The following is a 24,956-nucleotide window of genomic DNA, read 5'->3' as shown; positions in this document are numbered from 1 at the left end:
AGCGCGGATGAATTTCATCCGCGCTTTTGCATTATAGCCATTTTGCTACAATTTCTTCTGTCTTATCCCATAGTTCCTTCATCTGTACATGATGAAAGAATTTCTCTGCAAGCTGTTTAGGATGGCAACTTACATTCAACGTTCCGGTACGTTTTCCCGCATCTTCATCCAGCAACAAACTGATGGCCGTCGCTGCTCCTTGGCGAGGCGTACGTATGAAAGGGCGGAAAAAGATATCCGTCAACGGATCAAACCACATATGCATCGTAATGATTGGGGTGGAAACAATACCCGGATCGGCAGCATTGACAACAATTCCTTTTTCTTTCACCTTCTCCGATAGAGCTATTGTAAACAAAGTTAATGCCAATTTCGTATTACTATAAATCGGAATACGCCAGAAAGCGCCTTTCTTTCCACGCAAAAAGAAGTCAGGAAAATCCAGTTTACCGATGGCATAAGTGCAAGACACCATGTTTACAATCCGGCTTCCCTCCCCCATCAGTGGTAACAATTTACGAGTCAATAGATAAGGAGCTACATAATTGACACTCACTGTACGTTCCAATCCATCTTCGGTAATACGACGTTTCGTTTCCATAGTACCGGCATTGTTCATTAACAAGGTGATAGCTTCTCCACGCTGAAGAAGTTCATTGGCAAAAGAAGCCGTAGAAGATAAAGAAGCAAGATTGACCGGTACTATTTCCAATGCTATATTTCCTGTTTCCCGCATTATTAACTGACGCTTCTCTTCTGCGATTTCAGGATCACGACACGCCATAATGACTTTATATCCGGCGGTGGCAACAGCGCGTGTAATCTCCATTCCCATGCCACCATCTGCTCCAGTTATAACTGCAAGTTTCTGTTTCATTATCCTTTTGCTTCTATTTTTGTAATTTCCCGTTTCAAACCGGCCGGAAGTTCTTCATTCAAATGCTGATGGCATGCCATCTCGATGGAATACATCCGTGCAATACAATAATTACTATGTTTACAATTACAGCGCGCTTTCTCTTCTTCACGCATGCGGTTAACAAACCCCGGTTCATTAAGCAGGGCACGTGCCATCTGCACAGCTTCAAAACCATCATTCAGCACCTCATCTATTTTCTCACGCGAAACTAAGCCACCCACATACACCAATGGCATCTTAATTTCTGCCCGGAACTTCAACGCATCTTCCAAAAAGTAAGCCTCCTTGAAAGGAACGGTCGGTATCATCCACTTTCCTACCATTCGCACTCCATACTTCAACCACCAGCAATTCATATAATGAGTCATAGTACGGATAGGCATCCGACCACGCATCACATACATAGGAGCTTTACTAACAAAGCCTCCACTTAATACTAATGCATGAGCTCCTGATTGTTCCAAGCGTTTTGCCACCTGCATAGTTTCATCCATTTCCATCCCGCCACGGAAACCATCACGCATATTCATTTTCACCAATACAGCCATGTCCGTTCCGGCAGCTTTCATCACCTCCTCCATTACCATATCCATAAAACGCATCCGATTTTCCAAAGAACCACCAAAGCAATCCTTACGGCGATTCGTGTAAGGAGAAAGGAACTGAGAAATCAAATATCCATGTCCGGCATGTATTTCAACAGCATCAAAGCCTGCCTCACGGGCCAAATTCACAGCATGGCCGTACGCACGTGCCATCTCCGGCAATTCCTCTTTTTTCAAGCCACGAACAAAAGTCGGTGAGTAAAGATTGAAACCGGTGGAAGCTCCGACAGGAGTAACACCACAGATACTTTTATGTGACATATTGCCACAATGTCCCAACTGGATAGCTGCTGCTGCACCTTCGGCATGTACAGCATCTGTCAGTTCTTTTAATCCGGGGATAATTTCAGACCGCATCCACAATTGGCGGTCGAACGACAAACCACTTTGGGTGACAGCTGCATAGGCCACAGTAGTCATTCCAACACCTCCAGCCGCAACTGAACGGTGATAGTCAAGCAACATTTGCGAAGGGGCATTACCCGGACACATACTTTCAAATGCCGCCGAACGGATAGTACGATTCCGTAAAGTCAGCGGCCCTAAAGTTACAGGAGTAAATAACTTGCTCATGAGTATTATTTATGATTTGTGATTTATAAGCGAGAGATTAATAAAGGAACGGAAAAACACGTTTTCGGTTTCCCACCGCATCTCCAAATTCTTCTTTATAACGATGCCAGATGGCATTGGCACGAGGAACCAGATTAGCCACTGTCCACCACAGGAAAACCAGTCCGGAGAGCGACCAGGTCAATATAGCCCATCCTGCCCATTCTATGATTTCACCAAAGTAATTGGCAGAGGTGACATAACGATACATCCCCTGCGATGGAAGGTAATGCCGCGTATCTCCCGGTTTACGAAGATGGCGGATTACATAATCCGAATACCAGTTGATCCCCATTCCGATAAAGAATAGCAACACTCCAATAATAAACTGAGGAGTCATCAACCACTCCGGTGTATAAAAAAGTTCAGGAGCCAGATAAAAAAGCCATTCTCCTTGCATAAAGCCATTCAGAAGGTTAAACAGCATTCCCATCATCATAATGACAAGCGGCATACGACTCTTTCCCTTCAGCAGGAAAGGAAACACAAAGGCGCGCTGGAAATAATGTAATTGAAATAAAAGAAAAAAAATTAGGGGAGCAATTGAATTATATCGTGCTGAATTCCACCAAAGTAATAACATCACAATAAATACAGGTGCCTCCATCAACATCCATGCCAATTTATTATTAATGGAAATGCCCCAAGATGCAGTGCGAAACATTCCATATCCCGCTTTGACAAAATAAAGTGCGATAAATACAAACAGTGCGATGATGCTCATGGCACCAAGAAATAGCTGAAAAGTCCCTTGTTCCATACTTGTTTCGATTTAAGTACGGGCAAAGATATATAAAAAGGAGGAGAAAGAAAACTTTTCTCCCCTAAATAGTTTACAAGTATTTATCGTTTCTTGATAGGTACGTAAGTCGTATCTTCAAGTACATTTTTGTATGCCGGACGAATGATACGCTTGCCTTCAAAGTTCAATTCTTCATTACGGTGCGCACACCAGCCGACGATACGAGCCATAGCAAACAATGGCGTAAAGATTTCCTGCGGTAATCCAATCATTTCATAAACAAAGCCGGAATAGAAATCAACGTTGCTCGATACCGTCTTTCCATTATTCTTCACGCGACCGAAAGTTTCGATAGCGCGTTCTTCCAAGAGTTCAAGGAAAGCAAATTCGCGCTCTTTACCCTTTTCCCGGGCAAGATCACGAGCCAGTTCTTTTAGTAAGATAGCACGTGGATCGGAAATCGTATAAACAGCATGTCCGATACCATAAATCAATCCGGTCTTGTTATAAACTTCCTTATTCAGCATCCGGGTGAAGTAAGTGTCGATCTCATCCACACTTGTCCAGTCCTGAATATTCTCCTGTAAGTGATGGAACATATCAGCCACCTGAATATTTGCACCGCCATGAAGCGGACCTTTCAACGAGCCGATACCTGCGGCAATGGATGAGTATGTATCCGTTCCGGTAGAAGAAGTAACACGAACCGTGAAAGTGGAGTTATTACCACCACCATGCTCTGCCTGAAGCACCAACAAAAGGTCGAGCGTACGAGCCTCCAACTGCGTATAATTGCGTTTCAGCATATAGAGGAAATTTTCGGCAATAGAAAGATTTTCCTGCGGATGGCGAATATGCAATGAACGACCGAAAGTGGCATGGCGCAACATATTATATGCATACGCAATAATGGTCGGGAACTTGGAAATCAAATCAATGCTCTGGCGCATCAGATTGTCACGGGAAGTATCATCGGCAGCAGGGTCAAAACGGTACATCTCGAGTACACTGCGTGCCAGGATATTCATAATATTATTTCCTTCCAGTTCGATAATATTCATCTTGGTTTTCTGTTCCAACGGCATGTTGTCATTGATAAGTTCACGGAAAGAAGCCAGTTCTTCTTTATCAGGCAGATTGCCGGACAACAACAGATAAGCCACTTCCTCGAATCCGAAACGCTTCTCTTTAACAAAAGCATGAACAATATCCTCTACATCATAACCACGGTAGAACAACTTACCCGGGATAGGTTTCAAGCCACCGCCCGGAACACGTTCATACCCCACTACATTACCAATTCTGGTGAGCCCGACCAACACACCTGTGCCGTCTTCATTGCGCAAACCGCGCTTCACATCAAATTTGGAGAACAATTCGGTATCAATCCGAACCGCTTCCTTCATATCCTCGGAAAGCTTATAAACTAAATATTCCTTCTTCATTTTCGTATCGTTTTAATCGTTAGTATTATTTTTCAATTCTTTCCACTATCTCCCGGGTAAAGGCAGAAGTGGACAAAGAGACACCGCCGGGCATGAAGCGCGCCAAGTCAGCGGTAGCACGGGCATCAAGGAAACTTTGTTCCAGGGCATGTTCTATCAAGGAAGCAGATTCTTTCCAACCGAAGTATTCGAGCATCATTACGGCAGACAGAATGATGGAACAGGGATTCACAATATCTTTACCTGCAATATTCGGTGCCGTACCATGGGTGGCTTCAAAGATGGCATGTCCGGTCTGGTAGTTGATATTTGCTCCGGGAGCAATGCCGATACCGCCCACCATGGCAGCCAACTGATCGGAAATATAATCTCCATTCAGGTTAAGGGTAGCAATCACAGAGTATTCTTCAGGAATCAACAAGGTATTTTGCAGGAAAGCATCCGCAATGCAATCTTTTATCACCAGCTTTCCGTCAGCCAATGCTTCTCCAAATTCACGTTCAGCCAATTCGTAGCCCCACTTTTTGAAACCACCTTCGGTAAACTTCATAATATTTCCCTTGTGCACCAATGTCACGGAAGGCAGGTTATTCTCAAGTGCATACCGACAGGCAGCCCGCACCAATCGTTCCGTTCCTTCTTTTGAAACAGGTTTCACACCGAAAGAAGATGTCTCGGGGAACCGTACTTTCTTCACCCCCATCTCATCGTGCAGAAACTTATAGAACTTCTCAGCCTCCGGTGTACCGGCTTCCCACTCGATACCGGCATAAATATCTTCCGTATTTTCACGGAATACACACATGTTCACCTTCTCCGGATGACGAACCGGAGAGTGAATCCCCTGATACCAACGAACCGGACGCAGGCATACATACAAATCCAACGTTTGGCGCAATGCCACGTTTAGTGAACGGATACCACCACCGACAGGTGTAGTCAGCGGACCTTTGATACCCACTTTGTAATCACGGAAAGCTTCCATCGTTTCATCAGGTAACCACAGGCCACATTTTTCAAAAGCCCGTTCGCCTGCCCACACTTCCATCCATTCAATTTGCCGTTGTCCACTATATGCTTTCTGCACGGCAGCATTCACAATAGCTTGCATAGAAGGAGTAATTTCAACTCCTACCCCATCACCGGTAATAAAAGGTACTGTAATTTTATCCATCTTTCTATCTTGCATTAAGAGCAGAACCGGCACGGAACCAGCCTATCTGCTGTTCATTATACGTATGTTGAGCTTCGAAGCTATCCTTCGTACCATCTTCGTGGTGAAGGACAATCTTAAGATTACGGCGGGGAGCAAAATCCATCAATCCGATTACCGAAATTAAATCATGTTCCTGAATCTTATCATAATCGGCTTTATCCACAAAAGTCAATGCCAGCATACCTTGTTTCTTTAGGTTCGTTTCATGGATCCTGGCAAAACTCTTTGCCAAGATCACACGAACATTCAGGAAACGGGGCTCCATAGCGGCATGTTCACGACTGGAACCTTCACCATAATTTTCTTCGGCTACTACAACGGAAGAGATCCCTTCAGACTTATACATCTTTGCCGTACCGGAAACCGGACCGTATGTATTGGTAGAGCGATTCCATACACTATTAGTTTCTCCATTGAAAGCATTCACAGCACCCATCAGCATATTGTCTGAGATATTCTCCAGATGTCCACGGAAACGAAGCCACGGACCTGCCATTGAGATATGATCTGTAGTACATTTGCCCTGTGCCTTAATCAGTAATGGCATATTAAGCAAATCAGTTCCTTCCCAGGCAGGGAATGGTTGTAGCAATTGGAGTCGTTGCGAATGAGGGTTCACATTGATTTCCGTCTTCTCACAGCTGGGAGCCATATACCCTTCACTACCTTCGGCAAATCCTTTCGGCGGCAATTCTTCACCCACAGGTTCGGAGAGTTTTACTTTTTCACCTTCACGATTCACCAATACATCTGTCAGCGGATTGAAACAAAGGTCTCCGGCAATCGTCAGTGCCATAGTCAATTCGGGAGACGCGACAAAGGCATACGTATTCGGATTACCGTCTGCACGTTTGGCAAAATTACGGTTGAAAGAGGTTACGATAGAATTCTTGCGAGTAGGGTTATCTGTCTCACGTTTCCACTGACCAATACAGGGACCGCAGGCATTTGCCATAATTGTAGCACCGACTTTCTCAAAAGTTCCTATCATTCCGTCACGCTCTGCCGTAGCCCGTATCCGTTCGGAACCGGGGTTCACAATCAGGGGAGCGGCTACTTTCAGGTGCTTCTCTTCAACCTGACGGGCCAGGGAAACGGCACGACTTAAATCCTGATAGGATGAATTGGTGCATGAACCTATCAATCCGACTTCCATCTTGCGTGGATAACCGTTAACCAGTACTTTTTCTGCAAATTCAGAAATAGGCGTAGCGGCATCGGGAGTAAAGGGACCATTAATATAAGGTTCCAGCCTGGAAAGGTCAATCTCAATTACCCGGTCGTAATACTTCTCCGGAGCAATCATGATGTCGGCATCTGCACGAAGATCCCCCGCCACAGAATCAGCCATCTCTGCCACTTCTTCTCTTCCGGTAGCTTTCAGATAAGTAGCCATACGATCATCATAAGGGAAAAGTGACGTGGTGGCACCGACTTCGGCACCCATATTACAAATAGTTGCCTTACCGGTAGCGGACAAAGAAGCCGTGCCCGGTCCAAAATATTCAATGATTGCATTTGTACCGCCTTTAACCGTCAGGATACCTGCCAACTTCAGAATCACATCTTTTGGAGCCGCCCAACCATTCAGTTCACCTTTCAGATGTACACCAATCAAGCGAGGCATTTTCAATTCCCATTCCATACCGGTCATCACATCCACCGCATCAGCACCACCGACGCCGATGGCAACCATACCTAGACCGCCTGCATTGGGCGTATGCGAGTCCGTTCCTACCATCATTCCACCAGGAAAGGCATAATTTTCCAATACCACCTGATGAATAATACCCGCACCCGGTTGCCAGAAACCTATACCGTACCGGGAAGAAACATCACGCAAGAAATCGTATACTTCTTCATTTGTCTTGGTAGCAGTGGCAATATCTTCCCGGGCTCCCCTATAGGCCTGTATCAGATGGTCGCAATGTACTGTCGAAGGTACGGCAACTTGTTCGCGACCTGCATTCATAAATTGCAGCAATGCCATTTGGGCGGTTGCATCCTGCATTGCTACACGGTCAGGGCGGAAGTTTACATAATCTTCTCCCCTTTTGTAGTCTTTTACTCCCTTCTCATCAAACAGATGAGCATACAAAATCTTTTCTGCTAATGTCAGCGGACGTTGCAGTACCGCCCGCACGTGTTCCATTTTCCCCTTATAAGAAGCATAAAAGGCCTTTAACATAGTTACGTCATACACCATAATCACATTTATTTTTTAGTTTTTCAATATTGTAAAGATTACAAATTAATATAATAAACAAACTAAAATCGTTAAAGGTTTAACAAATTAAAGCTTTTCTTCGTGCAAAAGCGAAGAATGATTACCTTTGTAAGAGATTTAATAATAATATGAGCAATAACCTCCTTCCTCCAACCGACCATCTTCAGCGACAAGAACTGCTCCTGCGTATGGAATATGAATTCGAAAAAGAAGAATTCAAAAGGCAGACCGAAACCATGGGTATCGCCCGCAAGGTGAAACGGGGACTCTGTTGGTATCCTGCCACTCCCGGACGAAGTTACTACAATTCACTGAATCAATTAGTAATAGAAATTACACATACGGAAGATACTGATATAGAACATAATTTCGAATTTGGGCGTCCCGTCTGTTTTTTCCGCAAAGGATACGATGATAAAATCACATATTTCAATTCCATTGGTACTATCAGTTATGCCAACGAAACACGCATGGTTGTTGTAATGCCCGGTGCAGGTGCTATACTGGAAGTACAATCTGCCGAAAACCTCGGAGTGCAGCTTTATTTTGATGAAACGTCCTACCGCACTATGTTCGAAGCCCTCTCCGATGTAATTCGTGCCAAGGGTAATCGATTAGCAGAATTGAGGGATATCATGCTGGGAACTTTAAAACCCGAATTCCGTGAGCTCTACCCTGTCCGTTTCCCCTGGCTGAATTCTACACAGGAAAATGCAGTGAACAAAGTGTTGTACTCCCGCGATGTTTCTATTGTACACGGGCCTCCGGGAACAGGGAAAACAACTACTCTCGTAGAAGCTATCTATGAAACATTGCACCGCGAACCTCAAGTACTGGTTTGCGCCCAAAGTAATACAGCCGTCGACTGGATCAGTGAAAAACTCGTAGATCGTGGTGTGAATGTCCTGCGGATTGGTAATCCCACCCGGGTAAACGACAAAATGCTTTCATTCACTTATGAGCGCCGTTTCGAAGGACATCCGGCCTATTCTGAATTATGGAGTATCCGCAAAGCCATGCGTGAAATGGGTGGCAAACATCGAGGCAGCTATGAGGAGCGTGAAAGCGCCCGCAATCGTATGAGTCGCCTGCGTGATCGTGCCACACAATTGGAAATACAAATCAATGCCGATCTTTTCGACAATGCCCATGTCATAGCCTCCACCCTCGTCAGTAGCAATCACCGCGTACTGAACGGGCGCCGCTTCGGTACACTCTTTATTGATGAAGCCGCCCAAGCTTTGGAGGCTGCTTGCTGGATAGCCATCCGCAAGGCCGACCGTGTAGTGCTGGCAGGCGATCATTGCCAGCTTCCACCTACTATAAAATGTTACGAAGCTGCCCGTGGAGGACTGGAATGTACATTGATGGAAAGAGTCGTTGCCAATAAACCCAGTACCGTCTCTCTATTGAAAGTACAATATCGTATGCATGAAGAAATCATGAAATTTCCCTCACAATGGTTTTACAATGGAGAACTGGAAGCGGCTCCGGAGATACGATACCGCGGCATTCTCGATTGGGATACGCCTATCAGTTGGATAGATACTTCTGAAATGGATTTTAAGGAAGAATTTATTGGGGAAACATTCGGGCGTATCAATAAAGCAGAAGCTGATTTACTTCTTCAGGAATTAAAAGCTTATATTAACCGGATCGGCGGAAAGCGCGTCTTAGAAGAACGGATTGATTTCGGTATCATCTCTCCTTACAAAGCCCAAGTGCAGTACCTCCGCAATAAGATTAAAGCAAGCGGTTCACTCAAACCCTATCGCAGTCTACTCACCGTTAACACTGTAGATGGTTTCCAGGGACAAGAACGTGATGTCATCTTCATCAGCCTTGTGCGTGCCAACGAAGATGGACAGATAGGCTTCCTCAACGACCTGCGAAGAATGAATGTCGCCATAACCCGTGCCCGAATGAAGCTAGTGATACTGGGTGAAGCTAACACACTAAAGCATCATAAATTCTATCAAAAACTTATTGAGTATATCAAAAGGATTTCAAAAACATAAAGAAGATTACGCAACTTCATACAAGTCATTTCCTGCATGAAATTGCGCAATCTCTTATTTTACCCAAAGCCTCTCGCTTTTATTTCTTATACCAATCCTTATACTCGCTACCGTTAGATTTCACCCATTTGATAAAGTCCGAATAAGTAATATCTACACTTTCGGTTTCAGTGGTGCTAAAGTCTTCAGCATCAACCAACTGAATGGCGAATGGATAATTCTCTGCCGCTACATAGTAGACACCACTGTTCGGTGAAGACAAGTCTTTGCCTGTATGAAACAAACTCATATCCGCTTTTTCTGTCGGTTTATAGTTTACCAGATGAACTTCACAACGATTGTTACCCAAATTCTCATGAACCATAATAAACGGATTATAAGGAGCCACTCCAAAAGTTTCGTGATCAACAGGAGTAGTCAGGGTATTTTTAATCTTATAAGATGCTGTCTTTGTATTATTCTCTGTAGCCACAAGAGCATTAGTAAACACATTAACCGTAGCTTTAGCAAGTTCACGGTCCAAACCTTGACTGGTATCTGAAATGTTCTCAAACTCAGTAACTACATTCGAACGATCAGTATTCATCTGATAAGCAAAGCCATTTTTAAAGGAAGCTCCGGACCAAAGTGCTGTAAATGTGTCTTCCGTAGAAAGTACCTGGTTACTCGTATTAAACGCCAGAACAGAATTATACTTCACAATCACATCGTTCAGATCATAATCACCTTTATTAGGCCAGTTATCTTCAAAAGCCAAAATTCCTTTATAAGTCATGCGATAGGCGACAGAACGGTCATCATCCGTTCCCGGATCAGGTGTTACAGACGGAACGTCAGGAGCAATTGCTTCTATCGGATTGGACCAGACATTAAACTGTACGTCGTTATAATCATAATCCGTATAATCCTCAAATGAAAGTACTACAAAGTCATTGATACGGAAAGCAGCCGTATGTGTACGTCCATCACCATTCAAAGCGGTAGTTGAATAACAAATCTTATCAGTTTTTCCTTCTTTAACAAAAGCGTTATTCAGAAGAAACCAACCTATTCTTACTCCATTAGGGAATACAGTACCTTTATCTACTCCGTTCTCGTCTATATAATGCAACTTAACACATTCTCCTCCTTTCAAGCCAATCGGCTTCCCATAATAACCGGCTGTATGTGTGTTTGGAAAAACAATATATTTCTTTGCAGCTTTTATTTCCTTGACAGATGCACCGTCTTTATAACAATAATAACCAAAAATACTTGCAGCAGAACTGTTTCCTCCTATAAAACGGACAGAAACCTCAGTATCTCTGCCTTGAAGATCATCCACTTTGAAATCTGCGGACTGACGGTATGTTTGAGGGCAGATTCCTCCTTCCTGAATTGTATTTCTAATGGTCTTCAATACTGAAGCCGACAAAACCAATTCTCCTTCACTATCCAGATAATTCGGACGGCCATTAGTCTGCCAGGTTCCCAAAAGTCCATACTCAGTTGATGGATCCCATTTATCGGCACGCGTTTGTGGGATGCCATCGGTCAGTTTCCATTCAATATCAGCATTAATCACATTATCCGTGATAGTGGTCTGCACCAATCCCGGAACTCCGACATACGAAGTATAGATATAAACATCCGAACCGTGATCTGCCGCCACAATTTCTTTGGCATGATACTCGCCATTTTCATCAGTCATACGGGTAATTGCAGGAGTTATATCAGTACACAAAACTGTCTGTCCACCTTCATCTGTAGTAAACGGATCTTCAAAATAGACATTGAAAAGCACTTTATAACCTTCAGGAACATCATACTTCACATTCAACTGAATAGTAGAAGTAGTGGAAAAATCAAAAGAATTAGGTTTATCTTCACCACCACCATTAGGATCATAAACATCACGGGTACATCCAGATACCATCAAAATAACCAATACACTGCATAGTAAATAGTAGAATGCGCCATGTATTGCATAGAAGTTTGCTTTCTTCGTCATAGCAATATGTTTTATGTTGTCAATTCGGTACAAAAGTAGCAAATTATATTCACTTATTACATTATTCGAAAAATAAATTATTATAATATGCAATATTTAGCAAAAGATGGTCAACAATTGCTTCCTTTTACCTTTATAAAAGAAGGATGCCAAGGTAAAACACAGAAAATCTGTCAAGAGCAGAATTACGCAACATTAACATAACAGGAGAGTTTTGTTTTTCCCTTGCTTCTTTTCCCGAAACAGATGATGCGTTTACCCTCATTACATAGTCTATTTTACCCAAACAGATTGTATGTTTTGAGTGATTACATCGTATGTTTTAGTCCAGAAGAAAGCATGTTTCCGACGACTTCATACCTTACTATATAATAAAAGAGGAGCAACTTACGTTACTCCTCCCATTATCTTCTTCCCGAACTTAAATCAGGATTACGGCTACAAATATACTACATTGAAACACCGAAATCAAGCATTCGGGCATTTTTATTCTTATCCCCAAGAAGGATTAGTTATTTTCCGGACGCAACTGGCGAACCGTAACAGCTGTCTGCCACATTTCGCTTTCGCGCAACTGACGAAGTTCTTCGTTCAGCTTCTCACGATAATCAGGTTGAGAATTGCTGTCGATAGAGATCTGAGCCTCATTACCAGACTTAACGCTTGCATACAATTTCTGTACTACCGGCTTGATAGCATCGTGGAACGGAGTCATCCAGTCCAGAGCACCGCGTTGTGCAGTAGTTGAACAGTTAGCATACATCCAGTCCATACCATTTTTAGCGAACAACGGCATCAATGACTGAGTCAATTCTTCTACTGTTTCATTGAATGCTTCCGACGGAGTATGACCGTTTTCACGCAATACTTCATACTGAGCCAACAGCAATCCCTGAATAGCTCCCATCAATGAACCACGCTCACCTGTCAGGTCAGAAGTAGCTTCACGTTGGAAAGTAGTTTCAAACAAATATCCTGAACCTATACCGATACCCAATGCGATGGTACGATCCATAGCCTTGCCTGTAGCATCCTGATAGATAGCGTAAGAAGAGTTCAAGCCACGACCCTCGAGGAACATGGTACGCAATGAAGTACCTGAACCTTTAGGAGCTACCATGATTACGTCGATATCTTTCTGAGGAACTACACCTGTACGATCGCTCCAGGTGATAGCAAAACCATGAGAGAAGTAAAGAGCTTTTCCCGGAGTCAGGTAAGGTTTGATAGTAGGCCATACAGACATTACGGCTGCATCAGACAACAAGCACATAATGATAGTACCTTTCTCACAAGCCTCCTCAATGCCAAACAGTGTTTCACCCGGTACCCATCCGTCAGCTATTGCTTTCTCATAAGTCTTACCCGGACGCTGTCCAACGATTACGTTGAAACCATTATCACGCAGGTTGCATGCCTGTCCCGGTCCCTGTACACCATAACCGATCACTGCAATTGTTTCATCTTTCAAAACTTCACGTGCTTTTTCCAAAGGAAATTCTTCGCGGGTCATTACATTCTCAGTAACACCGCCAAAATTCAATTGTGCCATTTTCTTTTTTAGTTTTTTATTTGTGGCTTGCGCCAGCTAATGATTAATAAAATTATTTCTCTGTAAATATTACTTTCGAACGACAAACGACTTCGTTGCCATCCTTTTTCACTTCAATATCGAAAGCACCGTCACCCAGCTCATCTTTATAAAGAGTGAGCTCATCATTGTAATAACTTTCGGCTACGTAAGCCATTTCGAAACGACGGATACGCTTTTCCTTATACATCTCTATCGGGAACAAGTCCATGATATGTTCGATGTAGCGGATACTGTTCACGTGTCCGTTGATGTCGATATCACTGTATTTAGCTTTCAATGTAGCTACCGGTTCGGTAGAAGTCACTTTGATGCGTGAAGGTTTCTCGATAGGACAAGGTTCATCGCACACATAATCTACAATGCTACCTCCGTGCAATGCCAGCAAATCGGCAGGCTTGCGGGTATTGAGGTTAATCATGGCCCATACGGAACGCGCATAACCAATCTTCTTGCCGTCTTTGTCCAACAAGGCAAAGTTACGATCTGTGAAAAGACGGTATACATTCTCCACCCAAGTCCAGATGGTAAAGTCCTCATATTGAAAAGGCATTTCATCCAGTTCGATGGCAAGGCGGGAGAGTACCCATGTGTAGTTGTCTTCATTCAGCGTGGCTATACCGAATCCACGGTCACTGGCATGAAAACCGGCACAATTCAACAAATGGTTTCCTAATACGCCCATGGTAAGGCGTCCGGTAAAGTCCACATGGAATGGCTCCGCTACAAACTGATACTTTCCAATCTTACTACTATTCTCACTCATTATTTTGCTCCTTTTCTTTTTTCAATCGGTATTTCGTTTCACGGTCGGCAAGGTATTCGTTCACACGCTCGAAGCAACTGGTAGTGATAGCCACACGTCCCGAACGAACAAACTGAAGTACACAGTCGAGGGCACGCAATTCGTCATAAAGATTGGTGATTTCTTCACCCATACCATTCTTCTCTACGATAGCAAACACAGCATTCACCTCTACAATACGTGCATTATACTTACGGATCACTTTCGATACCTCCGGTTTTTCTTCCAGTATCGGGGTTGTTATCTTATACAATGCAATCTCATGCTGATAGATCTCATCATCCGTGAAGTAGTGTGCTTGCAGCACATCTATCTTCTTGGTGATTTGCTTGGTTACTTTCCCAATGGTGTCTTTATCCGTCCATGCGGTAATGGTGTACTTATGTACGCCCTTGATGGACGAAGCCGAAACATTCAGACTCTCGATATTGATCTGGCGACGGGTAAACACTGCGGTTACCTGGTTCAGCAAACCGGCGAAGTTCTCCGAATGAACGATTATCGTATATAATGTCTTATCCATATTTCAAATTAAGAATTAAGAATGATGAATGAAGAATTTCAAGAAAGAACTGAGAAATGAAAGATGCAATTTCTGCACCGCAATTCTTTATTCTTCATTCTTCATTATGTTAGCATTCCAGCAACATCTGGTTTACCGAACCACCCGGAGGTGTCATCGGCAAAACATTGCCTTCTTCCATAACGCAGGCTTCCAATAGGAACGGACCGTCCGTAGCAAGCATTTCCTCTATTGCACCTTTCAGTTCTTCACGCGTCATTACACGGCGTGAAGGAATGTCGTAGGCAGAAGCTATCTTCATATAATCCGGATTCAGCATCGGAGTGAACGAATAGCGACGATTGAAAAACATCGCTTGCCACTGGCGTACATTACCCAGGAAGTTATTATTCAGCAAGATCATCTTAACAGGAGCCTTCTGTTCCATAATGGTTCCCATCTCCTGAATGTTCATTTGCAGACCACCATCACCCATAAATACACATACAGTGCGGTCGGGACGTCCGAAAGTTGCACCGATTGCTGCGGGAAGTCCGAAGCCCATTGTACCCAATCCACCGGAAGTTACAATGCTGCGTTCCTTACTATACTTAAAGTAACGGGCAGACATCATCTGATTCTGACCAACATCAGTAACCAATACAGCTTCATGATTCGTTGCCTCACTTACGGCACGAATCACTTCTCCCATACTCAAAGATTTGCTTGCCGGATGCAATTCAGGACGGATCACCTTTTCTTCCTCTACTTTTTCGTAAGGCAAGAAGCTATCCAGCCATTCCGGATGAGTAGCAGGTTTCAGAAGTGCCGTAACGGCAGCAAGAGTCTCCTTACAGTCACCCAACACGGCAATATCTGTCTTCACATTCTTATCTATCTCAGCAGGGTCTATATCGAAATGAATGATTTTCGCCTGTTTGGCATACGTATCCAACTTTCCGGTTACCCGGTCGTCAAAGCGCATACCTACGGCGATAAGTACATCGCACTTATTCGTATTGATGTTCGGTCCCAAGTTACCATGCATACCCAACATACCTTTATTTAAAGGATGCGCAGTAGGCAAAGCAGAAAGTCCTAACAGGGTACAACCGGCAGGCATTCCAGCTTTTTCGATAAAGGCACGCAGTTCTTGTTGCGCATCACCTAACTCAACGCCCTGCCCTACCAATACCAACGGACGTTCAGCGCTATTGATCAGTTCAGCAGCCTGTCTCACAGCCTCTTCATCCATTTCGGGAACAGGCTGGTAACTACGGATGTAATCCAACTTGGCAGGAGCATATTCATTCTTCTCTACTTGTGCATTCTTGGCAAAGTCCAGTACAACAGGACCGGGACGACCGCTTTTGGCAATATAAAAAGCACGGGCCACGGCCCAAGGCACATCTTCGGCACTACGTATCTGATAGCTCCACTTCGTGATAGGCTGCGTAATACCTACCAGGTCAACTTCCTGAAAAGCATCCGTCCCAAGGAATCCCGTACCCACCTGACCGGCAATTACAACCAAAGGGGTACTGTCTATCATAGCATCTGCGATACCCGTTATCGTATTCGTCGCTCCGGGACCACTCGTCACCAGGCAAACACCTACTTCGCCTGATACGCGGGCAAAACCTTGCGCAGCATGAGTAGCACCCTGTTCGTGTCGAACCAAGATGTGATTCAATGTCTTCCGATGGTCGTATAAAGCGTCAAATACCGGCATGATGGAGCCACCCGGATATCCGAAAATGGTCTTTACTCCCTGATGTTCCAAGGAACGCATCAATGCTTCAGCGCCTGTTATTATATCTTTCATTCTATTAATGGATAATGGAATTCTATTTCATTTGTCAATTCTCGGTTAATCAATCAGTCTCACTGCGCCCTTATCGGCAGAACTTACCATGCTGGCATATGCCTTCAGGCTCTTTGAGACTTCGCGTTGACGGGTGACGGGAGTCATCGGGCGGGCTGCCAGTTCCTCATCCGTCAGTTTGACGTTGATAGCACGTCCGGGAATATCAATCTCGATGATGTCACCATCCTGAATCTTACCGACATTACCTCCGGCAGCTGCTTCGGGAGAAATATGTCCGATACTCAATCCTGACGTACCGCCACTAAAACGACCGTCAGTAATCAGTGCACATTCCTTGCCCAGATGGCGCGATTTGATATAAGAAGTCGGATAGAGCATTTCCTGCATACCGGGACCGCCTTTCGGACCTTCGTGTGTGATGACCACAACATCACCGCTGACCACTTTTCCGGCAAGGATGCCTTCGCAAGCAGCGTCTTGTGAGTCGAACACTTTAGCAGGACCCGTAAATTTCCAGATACTTTCATCCACACCTGCTGTTTTCACTACACAACCATCCTGAGCGATATTACCTTTCAGTACTGCCAAACCACCGTCTTTGCTGTAAGCATGTTCCAGATCGCGAATACAACCTCCGGCACGGTCAGTATCTAATTCTTTATAATAGACATCCTGCGAACCCAGTACCAGATTAAACTTTCCGGCAGCAGCGCTCTTATATTTCTTCACAGCTTCTTCGCAAACATTCGGGCTGGTAATACCGTATTTATCGATTACATCCGCCAGCGACCTACCGTCTACACGCTTTACGCTCGTATCGACTAATCCGCCTTTGGCAAGCTCGCTCATAATAGCGATGATGCCTCCGGCACGATTTACGTCTTGAATGTGATACTTCTGAGTATTCGGGGCAACCTTACACAGACAGGGAGTCTTACGTGACAACATGTCAATGTCATCCATACTGAAATCTACCTCTGCCTCGTGCGCTACAGCCAAGAGGTGAAGCACTGTGTTGGTTGAACCACCCATCGCAATATCCAGCGTCATGGCATTCAAGAAAGCCTGACGGGTAGCGATGCTACGGGGAAGCACACTGTCATCCCCATCTTTATAATATTTATAAGCATTTTCAACAATCAGTTTGGCAGCATCCTTGAACAGTTGCGTGCGATTGGCATGAGTAGCCACAATCGTACCATTGCCTGGCAATGCCAGTCCGATAGCTTCGTTCAGACAGTTCATCGAGTTAGCGGTAAACATACCGGAACAACAACCACAAGAAGGACAAGCATGTTGTTCTATCTGAGCTACATCGGCATCACTTACACTTTCATCAGCCGACTTAATCATAGCATCGATCAAATCCAGATGCTGACCGTTCCATTCGCCGGCTTCCATCGGTCCGCCTGAAACGAATACAGTAGGGATATTCAGGCGCATTGCTGCCATCAACATACCCGGAGTAATCTTGTCGCAGTTACTGATACAAATCATTGCATCCGCTTTATGCGCATTCACCATATACTCTACGCTGTCGGCAATGATGTCACGTGAAGGAAGCGAATAAAGCATTCCATCGTGTCCCATCGCAATACCATCGTCAATGGCAATCGTGTTGAATTCGGCAGCAAAGCATCCCAGCTTCTCAACCTCAGCTTTCACCTGTTGTCCGATTTCGTGCAGATGCACATGTCCCGGGACAAACTGTGTAAATGAGTTGACAATTGCGATAATAGGTTTTCCTAATTGCTCTTTCTTCATGCCATTTGCCATCCACAACGCACGAGCCCCTGCCATACGGCGGCCTTGCGTGCTGAACGAACTGCGTAATTGGTGTTTCATCTTTAAATCTCCTTTAATTAAAAAGCCTTCCTCACATAATAGTGAGAAAGGCTCCTAAATTGATATCTTAACGTACGAATACATACACAACCTTTCTCACGCTCTTGATTCCAGGACCACGACGCGAATAATATGCAGGACTGCCAGGTTAATAGATGTATGTAAGTTCATAACTTTATTTACTTTACTGTTTTCGTTAATCGTGCTGCAAAGGTAAGGGCTTTTTTATAAACTCCAAACAATTTGAAGAAAAAAATGAGATTATTATGATTAATCGTAAGAAAACACTGCTTTTAAATCCTATTTTATCACTAATCCGATTCAAAAATTAGTAATTTGCCACAGATAGTCACTTTTATCCCTGTGCTGCCCCGGATCCTATCCGAACCATAACCCCATCTTACTTGTTACCTACCTTCTCCTTATCTATAAACAAGGAGTAGGTAAGGAGTAGATAAGGAGTAGGTAAGGAGTAAGTATAGTCCGGGAGCAGAAGAAATATTCAAATTCTCATACTTTGCACTCCCTTTCAAATTTATTTCGTACCTTTGACGCTCTTAAAAAAAGTAGAAAATACCAATTTATAAATAGAAAATGGAAACAGTAGAAAACAAGTACATTACCGTAGCTTATAAATTATACGCTATAGAAGACGGTGAAAAAGATTTCACCGAAGAAGCCACTGCAGAACATCCGTTCCAGTTCATTTCCGGTTTGGGTCTGACTTTAGAGTCTTTCGAAGATCAGGTGAAAGATCTGAAAGCAGGTGATAAATTTGATTTCACGATCGCTTGTGCAGATGCTTACGGTGACTTCGACGAAGAACATGTAATCGACCTTCCGAAACAAATCTTTGAAGTAGACGGGAAGTTCGATAGCGAACGTATTATAGTCGGCAACGTAGTGCCTTTGATGACCTCTGAAGGCCAACGTATCAACGGAACCGTACAAGAAATTAAAGCAGACGTAGTGGTAATGGATATGAATCACCCCTTGGCAGGTTGCGACCTGAACTTTGTAGGTGAAGTAATAGAAAGCCGCCCGGCAACCAATGAGGAATTAGCTGAAATCGCCCGTATGATGAGCGGCGGCGGATGCAGTTGCGGTTGCGATAGCTGTGGTGACGATTGCGGCGACGGATGCGGTGATCACGATCACCAGGGATGTGGATGCGGATGCAATCATTAAACAATTGACAATTCTCAATTGACAATTACTATGCGGCATACAGCGCGGCATTTGCCAATTGTCAATTGAGAATTATCAACTGTTCTGTCAATTCTTCCCCGTCATTATCTCCAGCACCAATTTATCCGTTTCATTCATTCCCTTCGAACCTATCTTGGTCAGATTACGGATACTTTGATCCACATCTTCATCAATAATACCTTCTACAGAAGTTACACAACGGTTTTCCATAGCCATGATGGCAGAAAGAACAGCGGTAGATACACCAGTGGTTACTTTTAACGCACAACTGGGCTTCGCACCGTCACAAATCATACCTGTAAGATTGGCTATCATATTCTGAACAGCATAAGCTACTTGATCATAAGTTCCCCCCATCAACCAAGTAATACCGCAGCTAGAACCTGTAGCAGCAACCACACAGCCACATAAAGCGGACAAACGCCCCAAACTTTGTTTAATGTAGATCACCGTCAGATGGCTCAACATCAGAGCACGTATCAGTTCTTCTTCGGATTTATCATTTTCTTCAGCGAAGACCAGTACAGGCAAAGTGGCAGATATACCTTGATTCCCACTACCGGAATTGCTCATTACCGGAATCATAGCTCCTGCCATACGAGCATCACAGGCACCTGACGTATAAGACAAGATATGTGAGAAGACGCTATCTCCCATCACCTTATGTTCATAAGTACCACGCAACATCTTACCCAGACCATGGCCATAATTGCCTTCAAAAGAACGTTCGGCAGCTGCCTTATTCAAGCGGGCTGTTTCCAGAATAAAGCTGATCTCATCCAGCGGAGTATTCAGAGCAAAATCATAAACTTTACGTAAAGTCAGTTCCAAGCATTCTTCTTCTTTCTCACAACTAGCTGTATGTTGTTTCTGAAATTGGACTTCTCCGTTACGTTCTATATATATAAAGGTGGTATGCCCTCCGGCAATCACTGCTATTGCTTTATCTTCTCCAGCCTCACAGCATACTTCAATATATAATTTCTCTTCAATATTCTCTTTCAGCGAAATATGAATGCGCTTTTCCTCAATGAAACGTTTCCCCTCTTCCACTACATCAGGCGTACTGTCTTTCAGCACTTCCAACTGATATTCTGATTTTCCTATCAGTGCTCCCAGTGCAATAGCAATGGGTAAACCAATCATTCCGGTGCCCGGAATCCCCACTCCCATCGCGTTTTTCAGAATATTAGCACTTAGCAACACACTTATTTTTTCCGGCTTTGTCCCCAGTGTTTCTGTTGCTTTAGCTACGCACAATGCCACTGCAATAGGCTCTGTACACCCAATGGCAGGCACCACTTCCTGATGTATCAGGTCGATTATCCGTTTTCTCTCCGTTTCCGTTATCATTATTTCATTGATTTTAATGGACACAAATTTAGAAAAAATGTTTTTAATACGTGCGCAAAGTCTTCTATTTCAAAAAAGAAACTTAACTTTGCGCCTGAGTTTTACATTATTAATAACCAAAAACTGAATTAAATGAAGATTAAAACGCTAACCTCGTGTTTCTTTTTGGCATTTGCCATATCTTCTTGTATACAAGACGAAGCGCTTAATTCTGAAGCGGCCATTGATGGTTGTACGGGTGCAGATGTGCAGCTGGCCAATATTAATGCGAATGAAAAAATAGTCGATGTATATGTACATAAAGGTGCAAACCTTGCAAAACAACAACTAAACTTCACCTTGCCGGAAGGTGCATCCATCAAGCCCAATGATCGCAGAGATGGTGATATAGGAAACATATACAACTTTAGCGAAGGAGATCATTCGCGGTCATTTACGGTGACTTCCGAAGATAATGTTTGGAAACCTGTTTATGAAATAAACGTCCAACCAACAGAATTACCGACTTCCTATCATTTCGAGGAGTTATTAGTTGCCCAAAATACTCCTTATCACATCTTTTACGAATTTGAGCCTAATACTTCACAAGGGATTTCAAAAGTATTGCAGTGGTCCAGTGGTAATCCCGGCTATAAGTTGACCGGTATGTCTAAACTTCCTACAGACTATCCTACCGTACAAGTCGCAGGAGGATATATAGGTAAATGTGCCAAGTTGGAAACTAAAGATACCGGAAGTTTCGGTGCCATGGTAAAGATGTATATTGCTGCCGGCAACTTATTTATCGGAGCTTTTGATCTTGCCAATGCACTTAAAAATGCTCCTAAAGCAACAACTTTTGGTTTCCAGTTCTACAAACGACCGAAAGCTTTGAAAGGATACTATAAATTTAAAGCAGGACCGGTTTATACTGAGAGCGGAGAACCTCAAACTGGAAAGAAAGATCGATTTGATATCTATGCTGTCATGTATGAAGCCGAAGAAAACTCATTTATGTTGGATGGAACTAATTCTCTTACTTCGGATAAAGTAGTATCTTTAGCCAGAATTAGTGCAGAAGAAGCATTGGAAACTGATCAATGGAAACCGTTCAATCTCCCTTTTAAAGCTCAGAATGGTAAAGAGATTAATGAAACGGAACTTCAGAAAGGTAAATATAAACTTGGCATTGTATTCTCTTCAAGTGTAGACGGCGCTTATTTCAGAGGTGCCGTAGGCAGCACGCTATATATTGATGAAGTAGAACTTATTTGCGAAGAGAACTAAAAAAGATAATCATGAAGAAATATAATATTATTATTGCCACATTACTGTTAACAGTAGTTGGAGCTACGTCAATAAAAGCTCAGGAAGATAGAACCCACATTCTCGGCCAGTCTTATCTTCGTGGTTGGGAATATTCATTAAAGGCAGGATTCAGCATCGGAGGAACCGCTCCCCTACCTTTGCCCGAAGAAATACGCAAGATAGACAGTTATGTTCCCAGTATGGCAATCTCTATTGAAGGTAATGCTACCAAATGGCTGGATGAAAAAAAAATATGGGGCTTGACTTTAGGCTTGCGCCTTGAAACTAAAAATATGACTACTGAAGCCACCGTTAAGAATTATGGTATGAAAATTATCAATACTAACGGTGGTGAATTAGAAGGTTTATGGACGGGAGGTGTAAAGACTAAAGTAAAAAACTCCTATCTTACTGTTCCCGTTCTTGCTAACTACAAAATAAGCAAACGCTGGAAACTTGTAGCTGGTCCTTATTTCTCCTATTTACTTGAAGGAGATTTTTCCGGTCATGTATATGAGGGGCACCTCCGCACTCCGGACCAAACAGGCTCACGCGTAGACTTTACGGATGAAAGTATTGCTACATATGACTTCTCTGATGATTTGCGCAAATTCCAATGGGGTATACAATTCGGTGGCGAATGGAAAGCTTTCAAGCATCTGAATGTCTATGCCGACTTAACATGGGGATTAAATGATATCTTTAAAAAAGACTTCAATACAATCAGCTTTGCCATGTATCCTATCTATCTGAATATAGGATTCGGATATTCATTTTAGTTTGGACAAAGAAGTCTAAATTCCTCATAATGAGAAAAAGAGACTGAACTCTACAAAAGATAACATAAAGTGAAGCTCTCCCGTTATAGTCAATACATCTCAAGTAAGGAAAAACTTATAAAGAAGAATTAGCCTATAAATATTTTGCTTATCTGTTTAGAATATTTTCCAATTCTAACTCTTCACATACGTTAAGAACAAATAAAAACGGCAGGAAATACACAAGTACCTCCTGCCATTTTTTTATTTGTTTGTCTTACTTATTCCACAACCAATTCAAATTCATCCACAATCAACGTACTTCCCGGAGCACCCCAAAATTTATCACCATCCTTGCTGGAAGAACAAGCTATCGTCATTCGATACTTCTTATTGGCATCAAACTCTTTTTTCCATTCCAGAGGAAGCTCAAAATTCTTCCAATCAGCCTGAATTCCACCTGTCAATTGAGCAATAGCAGCAATGCGACTTGAAGTATAAATATTATTTTCTGCGTTAGCGACACCAGTCAAACAGTCTGTCCATCCCTCCAAATCATATTGTTCCGTTTCGTATAACACCACACTGATGGCAAATTCATCCGTTTTATTTTCATCAACAACAAATTCTTTATGGCAGTTTTGATCATACGGTTCTTTTGTTACCAAATAATATATCTCACCTGGTGTATATTTGTACCACCCCTTTAAAGCTACAGGTTTATTAGAATAAGGGACTCCAAATTTCGTACTATTCAACGTACTTGAAGCATCTGTGATGAACTTACCTAAAAACAAAGTACCAGTTGTTACTTTCGGAGCCTTAGCAAGCCACAAATCCTGTCCTTTAGTATCAATAGACTGAATCAAAGCAGCCTTTTCCCCAGAATGCGCATCCTCAGTAGACATTACTACATAGCTCTCGGCTAAACCAAATGCTTTCAAGAAATGAGCTCCCGTATTACTTGAAGACCATCCCGTCGGTTCATAGAATGTCATTTCCGGCTTTTGTCCTTCTACACCAGCAATCCATTCTTCAAAATCCGCAACAAATAATTTTGAAGATACAGAAGCAACATAAGTAGCCACCGTTCCATCCTCAGCAACCACAGTATAACTTACCTGATTTCCATTAGAAAAATCCTGAGCAACCTTGCTACCTGGAACCAACGTAGCACCATTAGACACCTCAATAGTCGGCACAAGAGCTGTCAAATATTCATTCTTTGCTGTATCAACCACTACAATAGAAATTGTCTTGGCAACCTCGTCAATCTTCGTGCTAAGAACTAATGAATCTACTTCAGCCACATTTCTATCGAAAATAAAAGAAGTAATCTTTGCCTCGCCACTTTCATTACCTTTCAGTTTACTACCCTTATAAAGCACCTTTACTGTCTGTCCTAATGTCGGAACAGCAATATCCAAATTTACGGTAGTTTCATTTTGAAGCGTTGTTCCTGTCACAGTTACATCGCATACCCCAATACTACTAGCCGTCAAATCCAACTTCTGGTTTCCGGTAAAAATATAAGTACCATTCGACTCAGTCAAAACACATTTCTCCAATTTTATAGTACCAAGATTCAATCCACTGAAATTAAAATCTTTCAATTCCAAACTGATTGTATTACCATTCACTTTGGCAATCGTAACATTTTTCGGCAAATCTTTCGCTACGGGAATACCATCAAGACTGATATCCAGTGCACCTTTGTATTCACCAGCAATTTCATTCTCAATCACCTGAGTGTAATCAGGATCATCATCATTGCTACAAGCCGTAAACAAACTCATTGAGCAAATCAATGCGAACAAATAAAATAAATTCTTCTTCATATTTTTCTTTTTTTAATAATAACAGCTTCCCATCGCTGGGTAGGCATATCTTCTTTTATAGCTTTCAGGGTGCAAAATAACGGCTTTTTATAATATCAAACAAGGTCTATTCTAAAACTGAAATGTTCTTTTTTTAAGCAATAGTGCTTTGTGTTTCAGCGTTTGT

The 24,956-nt window shown here is 43.0% G+C and carries 18 protein-coding genes; 4 read left to right on the top strand and 14 right to left on the bottom strand.

What is annotated here, in order from left to right; translation table 11 throughout:
* Nucleotides 1-31: 31 nt before the first annotated feature.
* From DW182_RS16505 to DW182_RS16480, 6 genes are all read right to left on the bottom strand, one after another.
* Nucleotides 32-877 (bottom strand): SDR family oxidoreductase, encoded by an 846-nt coding sequence (locus DW182_RS16505; RefSeq protein ID WP_118296219.1) that lies wholly within the window; start codon nucleotides 875-877, stop codon nucleotides 32-34.
* Nucleotides 877-2,097: an NADH:flavin oxidoreductase gene (locus DW182_RS16500; protein WP_118296218.1), complete on the bottom strand. Its 1,221-nt coding sequence runs from the start codon at nucleotides 2,095-2,097 to the stop codon at nucleotides 877-879. The genes DW182_RS16505 and DW182_RS16500 overlap by 1 nt, the downstream gene beginning before the upstream one ends.
* Nucleotides 2,098-2,134: 37 nt before the next feature.
* Complete coding sequence (locus DW182_RS16495) at nucleotides 2,135-2,896, bottom strand: DUF1295 domain-containing protein (RefSeq protein WP_118296217.1); 762 nt, start codon at nucleotides 2,894-2,896, stop codon at nucleotides 2,135-2,137.
* Between the two features lie 83 nt (nucleotides 2,897-2,979).
* A complete protein-coding gene (locus DW182_RS16490; protein ID WP_118296216.1) occupies nucleotides 2,980-4,323 on the bottom strand; it encodes a citrate/2-methylcitrate synthase in 1,344 nt (447 codons plus the stop codon).
* A 25-nt stretch (nucleotides 4,324-4,348) separates the two neighbouring features.
* Nucleotides 4,349-5,497 (bottom strand): NADP-dependent isocitrate dehydrogenase, encoded by a 1,149-nt coding sequence (gene icd / locus DW182_RS16485; RefSeq protein ID WP_118296247.1) that lies wholly within the window; start codon nucleotides 5,495-5,497, stop codon nucleotides 4,349-4,351.
* A 4-nt stretch (nucleotides 5,498-5,501) separates the two neighbouring features.
* The gene (locus tag DW182_RS16480; RefSeq protein ID WP_117692349.1) at nucleotides 5,502-7,745 is read right to left on the bottom strand and encodes an aconitate hydratase; all 2,244 of its coding nucleotides are present in this window, start codon (nucleotides 7,743-7,745) and stop codon (nucleotides 5,502-5,504) included.
* A 149-nt stretch (nucleotides 7,746-7,894) separates the two neighbouring features.
* Between DW182_RS16480 and DW182_RS16475 the strand changes: the two genes are divergently transcribed.
* Nucleotides 7,895-9,784: an AAA domain-containing protein gene (locus DW182_RS16475; protein WP_118296215.1), complete on the top strand. Its 1,890-nt coding sequence runs from the start codon at nucleotides 7,895-7,897 to the stop codon at nucleotides 9,782-9,784.
* Between the two features lie 79 nt (nucleotides 9,785-9,863).
* On the opposite strand, the gene DW182_RS16470 is transcribed toward DW182_RS16475, so the two are convergent.
* The 6 genes from DW182_RS16470 to ilvD all read right to left on the bottom strand — a co-directional run bounded on the left by DW182_RS16470 (nucleotide 9,864) and on the right by ilvD (nucleotide 18,345).
* Nucleotides 9,864-11,774 carry an LruC domain-containing protein gene (locus DW182_RS16470; RefSeq protein ID WP_118296246.1) on the bottom strand — a complete coding sequence of 637 codons (1,911 nt, stop codon included), beginning with the start codon at nucleotides 11,772-11,774 and terminating at the stop codon, nucleotides 9,864-9,866.
* A gap of 508 nt (nucleotides 11,775-12,282) precedes the next feature.
* Entirely contained in the window at nucleotides 12,283-13,326 is a 1,044-nt protein-coding gene (ilvC, locus tag DW182_RS16465) for a ketol-acid reductoisomerase (RefSeq protein WP_007210378.1), read from the bottom strand.
* Nucleotides 13,327-13,378: 52 nt separating this feature from the next.
* The gene (locus DW182_RS16460; protein ID WP_118296214.1) at nucleotides 13,379-14,131 is read right to left on the bottom strand and encodes an acyl-[acyl-carrier-protein] thioesterase; all 753 of its coding nucleotides are present in this window, start codon (nucleotides 14,129-14,131) and stop codon (nucleotides 13,379-13,381) included.
* The gene (gene ilvN, locus DW182_RS16455) at nucleotides 14,124-14,693 is read right to left on the bottom strand and encodes an acetolactate synthase small subunit (protein ID WP_118296213.1); all 570 of its coding nucleotides are present in this window, start codon (nucleotides 14,691-14,693) and stop codon (nucleotides 14,124-14,126) included. The genes DW182_RS16460 and ilvN overlap by 8 nt, the downstream gene beginning before the upstream one ends.
* A 109-nt stretch (nucleotides 14,694-14,802) precedes the next feature.
* Nucleotides 14,803-16,497, bottom strand: a complete 1,695-nt coding sequence (ilvB, locus tag DW182_RS16450; protein ID WP_118296212.1) for a biosynthetic-type acetolactate synthase large subunit — start codon at nucleotides 16,495-16,497, stop codon at nucleotides 14,803-14,805.
* 45 nt (nucleotides 16,498-16,542) lie between these two features.
* Entirely contained in the window at nucleotides 16,543-18,345 is a 1,803-nt protein-coding gene (ilvD, locus tag DW182_RS16445; RefSeq protein WP_118296211.1) for a dihydroxy-acid dehydratase, read from the bottom strand.
* A gap of 594 nt (nucleotides 18,346-18,939) precedes the next feature.
* Here ilvD and DW182_RS16440 point away from each other — a divergent pair.
* Nucleotides 18,940-19,533 (top strand): peptidylprolyl isomerase, encoded by a 594-nt coding sequence (locus tag DW182_RS16440; RefSeq protein ID WP_117706898.1) that lies wholly within the window; start codon nucleotides 18,940-18,942, stop codon nucleotides 19,531-19,533.
* Nucleotides 19,534-19,620: 87 nt separating this feature from the next.
* On the opposite strand, the gene DW182_RS16435 is transcribed toward DW182_RS16440, so the two are convergent.
* Nucleotides 19,621-20,907 (bottom strand): serine dehydratase subunit alpha family protein, encoded by a 1,287-nt coding sequence (locus tag DW182_RS16435; protein ID WP_118296210.1) that lies wholly within the window; start codon nucleotides 20,905-20,907, stop codon nucleotides 19,621-19,623.
* Nucleotides 20,908-21,039: 132 nt separating this feature from the next.
* Between DW182_RS16435 and DW182_RS16430 the strand changes: the two genes are divergently transcribed.
* Both DW182_RS16430 and DW182_RS16425 read left to right on the top strand, forming a co-directional pair.
* Nucleotides 21,040-22,173, top strand: a complete 1,134-nt coding sequence (locus tag DW182_RS16430; protein WP_118296209.1) for a PCMD domain-containing protein — start codon at nucleotides 21,040-21,042, stop codon at nucleotides 22,171-22,173.
* 11 nt (nucleotides 22,174-22,184) lie between these two features.
* On the top strand, nucleotides 22,185-22,973 hold the full coding sequence (locus DW182_RS16425; protein ID WP_021967728.1) for a porin family protein: 789 nt from the start codon (nucleotides 22,185-22,187) through the stop codon (nucleotides 22,971-22,973).
* Between the two features lie 260 nt (nucleotides 22,974-23,233).
* Here the strand turns inward: DW182_RS16425 and DW182_RS16420 are convergent, their stop codons facing one another.
* Entirely contained in the window at nucleotides 23,234-24,790 is a 1,557-nt protein-coding gene (locus DW182_RS16420) for a PCMD domain-containing protein (protein WP_021967729.1), read from the bottom strand.
* Between the last annotated feature and the right edge of the window lie 166 nt (nucleotides 24,791-24,956).

The organism is Bacteroides sp. AM16-24 (assembly GCF_003471885.1).
Lineage (GTDB): Bacteria > Bacteroidota > Bacteroidia > Bacteroidales > Bacteroidaceae > Bacteroides.
Note: the sequence above shows the minus strand (reverse complement) of the source record. Positions and strands in the feature narration are given on the sequence as shown.

What these genes read in the sequence shown, in the direction of transcription:
- ilvD (WP_118296211.1), bottom strand. Translation starts at nt 18,345, where the DNA reads ATGAAACACCAATTACGCAGTTCGTTCAGCACGCAAGGCCGCCGTATG.
- DW182_RS16505 (WP_118296219.1), bottom strand. Translation starts at nt 877, where the DNA reads ATGAAACAGAAACTTGCAGTTATAACTGGAGCAGATGGTGGCATGGGA.
- DW182_RS16495 (WP_118296217.1), bottom strand. Translation starts at nt 2,896, where the DNA reads ATGGAACAAGGGACTTTTCAGCTATTTCTTGGTGCCATGAGCATCATC.
- DW182_RS16475 (WP_118296215.1), top strand. Translation starts at nt 7,895, where the DNA reads ATGAGCAATAACCTCCTTCCTCCAACCGACCATCTTCAGCGACAAGAA.
- ilvN (WP_118296213.1), bottom strand. Translation starts at nt 14,693, where the DNA reads ATGGATAAGACATTATATACGATAATCGTTCATTCGGAGAACTTCGCC.
- DW182_RS16435 (WP_118296210.1), bottom strand. Translation starts at nt 20,907, where the DNA reads ATGATAACGGAAACGGAGAGAAAACGGATAATCGACCTGATACATCAG.
- DW182_RS16490 (WP_118296216.1), bottom strand. Translation starts at nt 4,323, where the DNA reads ATGAAGAAGGAATATTTAGTTTATAAGCTTTCCGAGGATATGAAGGAA.
- ilvC (WP_007210378.1), bottom strand. Translation starts at nt 13,326, where the DNA reads ATGGCACAATTGAATTTTGGCGGTGTTACTGAGAATGTAATGACCCGC.
- DW182_RS16460 (WP_118296214.1), bottom strand. Translation starts at nt 14,131, where the DNA reads ATGAGTGAGAATAGTAGTAAGATTGGAAAGTATCAGTTTGTAGCGGAG.
- DW182_RS16430 (WP_118296209.1), top strand. Translation starts at nt 21,040, where the DNA reads ATGAAGATTAAAACGCTAACCTCGTGTTTCTTTTTGGCATTTGCCATA.
- DW182_RS16440 (WP_117706898.1), top strand. Translation starts at nt 18,940, where the DNA reads ATGGAAACAGTAGAAAACAAGTACATTACCGTAGCTTATAAATTATAC.
- DW182_RS16470 (WP_118296246.1), bottom strand. Translation starts at nt 11,774, where the DNA reads ATGACGAAGAAAGCAAACTTCTATGCAATACATGGCGCATTCTACTAT.
- DW182_RS16500 (WP_118296218.1), bottom strand. Translation starts at nt 2,097, where the DNA reads ATGAGCAAGTTATTTACTCCTGTAACTTTAGGGCCGCTGACTTTACGG.
- ilvB (WP_118296212.1), bottom strand. Translation starts at nt 16,497, where the DNA reads ATGAAAGATATAATAACAGGCGCTGAAGCATTGATGCGTTCCTTGGAA.
- icd (WP_118296247.1), bottom strand. Translation starts at nt 5,497, where the DNA reads ATGGATAAAATTACAGTACCTTTTATTACCGGTGATGGGGTAGGAGTT.
- DW182_RS16420 (WP_021967729.1), bottom strand. Translation starts at nt 24,790, where the DNA reads ATGAAGAAGAATTTATTTTATTTGTTCGCATTGATTTGCTCAATGAGT.
- DW182_RS16425 (WP_021967728.1), top strand. Translation starts at nt 22,185, where the DNA reads ATGAAGAAATATAATATTATTATTGCCACATTACTGTTAACAGTAGTT.
- DW182_RS16480 (WP_117692349.1), bottom strand. Translation starts at nt 7,745, where the DNA reads ATGGTGTATGACGTAACTATGTTAAAGGCCTTTTATGCTTCTTATAAG.